Source organism: Pseudomonas sp. GM74, assembly GCF_000282455.1.
Lineage (GTDB): Bacteria > Pseudomonadota > Gammaproteobacteria > Pseudomonadales > Pseudomonadaceae > Aquipseudomonas.
This window is the reverse complement of sequence record NZ_AKJG01000176.1, coordinates 1-3,531: the sequence shown is the minus strand read 5'-3', so window position 1 is coordinate 3,531 and position 3,531 is coordinate 1. Positions and strand designations below refer to the sequence as shown.

Below are 3,531 nucleotides of genomic sequence, written 5' to 3'. Positions count from 1 at the left end.
CTGATTTTACGACTGCTTCGCAGCCGAACGCAGCCTCGCGGGCTCGGCAGCTGCTACAGATCGCATTACCGCTTAACTGACTGGCATTACCTGTCTCGGTGGCTTTTCTGTTTTCACTGATCAGTCGTAGATCGCTTTCTTTTTCCAGTCCGCGTCGGCCTCGACGTCCTTGAGGCCTTCGGTCAACTGGTTGACCTCGCCTTCGACCGGCGCGATGCGGTCCATGACCTGGTCGTTGGCCCGGGCCAGGAGTTTTTCCAGGTACTCCAGTTGCTCGGCGTAGACCTGTGGCTCCTGTTGTTTGCGCAGGTATTGCACGCCGCGCTCGAATGCCAGGCGAGCCTGCCCGGGCTGGTTCTGTTGCAGGGAGTGCTGGCCGAGGTTGTTGAAGAACTCGATGTGCAGCAGCACCAGGATGTGGCGCACTTCACGAATCCAGCGCTTGGCTTCGTTGGGGGGCAGGAAGCCGTCCTGTGCCGCGCGGGTAATCTGGCCGTGCAGGGCTTCGAGCAGGAAGCGGACATCCTTGGCCTTGGCTTCGGTCTGGATCGGTGCCGGCGGATTGTTGACCGGGATGGATTCACCCTGGCCGACAAGGGCCTGCAGTTCGGCGATCCGTGCCTTGAGGTTGGCGCTGGATTTTTCCAGGTTGAGCAGGCGCTGGCAGACGTTCAGTTCCAGGCGGGCCAACAGCAGCTTGAGTGCCGGAGTCATCAGTTGGCCGGGGAATGTCTCGGTGATTTCGCCGCAGCGTCGCAGGCGATCGTTGAGCTCAATCTTGGTACGGGCCTTTTCCAGCTTGTTGTTTTCCACCACATGGTTCATGTAGCCAATGGCGATCAACAGTGCGATCCCGGCTACAACTAGCAGGGTGATCATGAGTGGCGTCACCGGTAAGACCTCTTTATAGGTTACGCATGGGAGTCTGGTGGCTTGGCATTTGAGCGCCCAGGCCCGCACGACGGGTTGGATCGGACATGCTTGTTCTTATATCGGCCGGAGCCCCGCTTCTATAAATGATGGCACTCGATATACAGATTGCCATCATCCGGTGGACTATAACGCCTTGGCGGGTGACAGAATATAGGCGTCAAACGCCGGGCAGCGGAAAAACCGCAATGGCTCCCGAAAGCAGGGCGAAGTCATTGATTTAAATAAATTTATATCAGGGGGTTGACGACCTCTCAATCCATCCATAGAATGCGCGCCACTTGCAGCGTAAAGCACACAGCGAAACGAAGCAGGGAGTGAATGTTGTACGTGTGTCCCCTTCGTCTAGTGGCCTAGGACACCGCCCTTTCACGGCGGTAACAGGGGTTCGAGTCCCCTAGGGGACGCCAATGCGGGAATAGCTCAGTTGGTAGAGCACGACCTTGCCAAGGTCGGGGTCGCGAGTTCGAGTCTCGTTTCCCGCTCCAATTTTAAACAGCTTTGCTTTCGGGCGGGGCTGAGTGAAACCAGAACCAAGTCTTCGGATGCGGCTCTGGACACCGAAACACACACCATGTGTTCCGGGTAGCGTGTCCCCTTCGTCTAGTGGCCTAGGACACCGCCCTTTCACGGCGGTAACAGGGGTTCGAGTCCCCTAGGGGACGCCATTTGCGGGAATAGCTCAGTTGGTAGAGCACGACCTTGCCAAGGTCGGGGTCGCGAGTTCGAGTCTCGTTTCCCGCTCCATATTTAACGAAAACGCCGCTCATTGAGCGGCGTTTTTGTTTGCGCGTAAAAAACCGGATCAACCGCTGAGGGTTTGTACCAGGCTTTCGAGCGCTTCAGTGGTTTTCTCATCCTCTACCAATTGCGCGGCTGCAGCCGCTTTGAGTTGGTGTGCCAGGCGGTATTCGCTGGGCGTACAGTTGGCGAACTGCTTGAAGGCACGGGCGAAGTAGGAAGGATCCTTGAAGCCGGCCTCATAGCCGATGCTGGTAATCGGCATCTGGCTGTTGTCGAGCAGGTCTTTGGCGAAGTTCATGCGCTTGTCCAGGATGTAATCCGTGAACCCAAGCCCATTGGCTTCCTTGAACAGGCGGCTGAAGCGAAATGTCGTCATGCCGCAACGCTGTGCCAATTCCCTCTGATCGATGCTGTCTCGAAAGTGCTGTTCGATGTACAGCATGACGCTGTTCAGCGCCTGGTGTTTTTGGTGTCCTGAGGTCAGCCGGATGCTGTCCGGCAGGGTTGGGGAGTGGTCGATCTGCGAAGACTTGCCCGAGCCGTTGGCATTTCGACGCAGCTCGCAGAGTTGAGCCACCGCCGTCAGGTATCGCTTCTTCTCGGTGCTCGAGAGCGGTAGCACCATGTATTCCCAAACGGCGGAGCGCATGGCCCAAACCGCCAGTTCCTCTGAATGTTGCACGGTGAACATGGAGATCGGGATGGTGGGGGTTGTGCGTTTGATCTCCAGCAATAGCCGCAAACCTGGCGTGTCGGGGCGATCAAAATGGATGCAGATCATGTCTGCCCGTTCCCTGATGGGCAACACGGAGTTTTTCGCCAGATTGCAGTCGCAGGCATCCTCGAACTGCGCGACGAGTTCTTTCGTGGACCGATCATGAGTCAGATCGAACCACAGGAGCGATGGCCTTTTGGTCAAATTGGACGTCATGTCTCTACTCTGGAGGTTCTAGTGACTCTCTTCGCCAGTATTGCCAATGTGCTATCACTTTGCAGATTTAATCCCGATAGAAAAGACGATTTTTAGTTCTTTTCGCTCTATGGATCACCTGAGGGGTAGCCCCGGGCGCCTGTTTGTTGGTGTGTCTTCGACAAACCCAGGTTGAACCGCCTGTCGCTTGTGAATTAATTACAATTGCCTTTGCGTTTCAGTGCCTTGTTTACCCCTCCCCCGTTACTTCCGCAAAGGTCAATGCTCCGTATTGGCCGCCCCGCAAAAAAGTCCTAGCGATACGCAAAATCTTCCTAACGCTTATGCCTTCACCCTGACTAGGGTTGCATCAGGCAGAGCAGAACGTACTGCCTCCGGAAAAACAACATTCGAGTGAGGTGGGCAAAATGAACATGCAAACAATCAAGGCTTCGGTAGTGAAGTTCGTCAACGACGAAGATGGTCTGACCATTGTGGAATACGCGGTGGCGGGTGGGCTTATAACCCTTGCGGTTGTCACTGCTTTTACCACCTTGGGCACCGCCATTATCGCCAAGCTCGGTAAGCTGGCTGCTTGTATGGGCGCCACGGGCACAGGGCAAACGTGCACGTAAGTCTATTCCCAGTGAGAGATGCAGCAGAAAAACAACATTCGAGTGAGGTGGGCAAAATGATCATGCAAACAATCAAGGCTTCGGTAGTGAAGTTCGTCAAAGACGAAGATGGCCTGACCATTGTGGAATATGCGGTGGCGGGTGGGCTAATAACCCTGGCGGTTGTCACTGCTTTTACCACCTTGGGCACCGCCATTATTGCCAAGCTCGGTAAGCTGGCTGCTTGTATGGGCGCCACGGGCACAGGGCAAACGTGCACGTAAGTCTATTCCCAGTGAGAGATTCAGCAGTAAAAACAACATTCGAGTGAGG

The 3,531-nt window shown here is 55.4% G+C and carries 4 protein-coding genes and 4 tRNA genes; 6 read left to right on the top strand and 2 right to left on the bottom strand.

The features are described 5' to 3' along the window. Positions 1-120: 120 nt before the first annotated feature. Entirely contained in the window at positions 121-879 is a 759-nt protein-coding gene (locus tag PMI34_RS00075; RefSeq protein ID WP_032829958.1) for a hypothetical protein, read from the bottom strand. Positions 880-1,264: 385 nt separating this feature from the next. Between PMI34_RS00075 and PMI34_RS00080 the strand changes: the two genes are divergently transcribed. The 4 genes from PMI34_RS00080 (at position 1,265) to PMI34_RS00095 (ending at position 1,677) form a co-directional block, all read left to right on the top strand. After that, positions 1,265-1,340: transfer RNA gene (locus PMI34_RS00080), tRNA-Glu, on the top strand. Positions 1,341-1,342: 2 nt separating this feature from the next. Beyond that, positions 1,343-1,418 (top strand) — tRNA-Gly (locus PMI34_RS00085). Positions 1,419-1,522: 104 nt separating this feature from the next. Further along, positions 1,523-1,598, top strand: a tRNA-Glu gene (locus PMI34_RS00090). Between the two features lie 3 nt (positions 1,599-1,601). Next, a tRNA-Gly gene (locus tag PMI34_RS00095) sits at positions 1,602-1,677 on the top strand. Between the two features lie 58 nt (positions 1,678-1,735). Here the strand turns inward: PMI34_RS00095 and PMI34_RS00100 are convergent. After that, on the bottom strand, positions 1,736-2,605 hold the full coding sequence (locus tag PMI34_RS00100) for an AraC family transcriptional regulator (protein ID WP_008054303.1): 870 nt from the start codon (positions 2,603-2,605) through the stop codon (positions 1,736-1,738). Between the two features lie 407 nt (positions 2,606-3,012). Between PMI34_RS00100 and PMI34_RS00105 the strand changes: the two genes are divergently transcribed. Both PMI34_RS00105 and PMI34_RS00110 read left to right on the top strand, forming a co-directional pair. Next, positions 3,013-3,219 carry a Flp family type IVb pilin gene (locus tag PMI34_RS00105; RefSeq protein ID WP_008054302.1) on the top strand — a complete coding sequence of 69 codons (207 nt, stop codon included), beginning with the start codon at positions 3,013-3,015 and terminating at the stop codon, positions 3,217-3,219. Positions 3,220-3,275: 56 nt separating this feature from the next. Then, complete coding sequence (locus PMI34_RS00110; protein WP_008054301.1) at positions 3,276-3,482, top strand: Flp family type IVb pilin; 207 nt, start codon at positions 3,276-3,278, stop codon at positions 3,480-3,482. Positions 3,483-3,531: the final 49 nt, after the last annotated feature.